This is a genomic window from Arthrobacter globiformis (assembly GCF_003261175.1).
Lineage (GTDB): Bacteria > Actinomycetota > Actinomycetes > Actinomycetales > Micrococcaceae > Arthrobacter > Arthrobacter globiformis_A.
In genome coordinates this window covers 1-325 of the sequence record NZ_QLNP01000005.1, presented here as the reverse complement: position 1 = coordinate 325, position 325 = coordinate 1, and the positions used below count along the sequence as shown (strand labels likewise).

At 60.6% G+C, this 325-nt stretch carries 1 rRNA gene; it reads right to left on the bottom strand.

Going from position 1 to position 325, the window contains the following annotated elements:
- A 5S ribosomal RNA gene (gene rrf / locus DBZ45_RS00465) occupies positions 1–87 on the bottom strand; the annotation flags it as partial.
- Positions 88–325 lie beyond the last annotated feature (238 nt).

The following is a 325-nucleotide window of genomic DNA, read 5'->3' as shown; positions in this document are numbered from 1 at the left end:
CCCGGGTGCAGTACCATCGGCGCTGTGGGTCTTAGCTTCCGGGTTCGGAATGGGACCGGGCGTTTCCCCCACGCTATGACCGCCGTAACCCTGTGTCCCGTCCCCCCGGCGTTGCGCGGGGGTGGGGAAAACTGTGGTTACACGTTCCCCGCACCGGTTCCCCTGGGGGGTGGTGGTGCGGTTGTGGTGTTGTTTATTCAGTTGTTGGTTCCAGGACCGTCAAACCCGGGCGGGTTTGTTGGTTGGGAACCACATAGTGGACGCAAGCAGTCTTGTTTCTTTTTACCCTTCCCCATGGGTGCGAACCCCTTTTGAAACGGGTTCG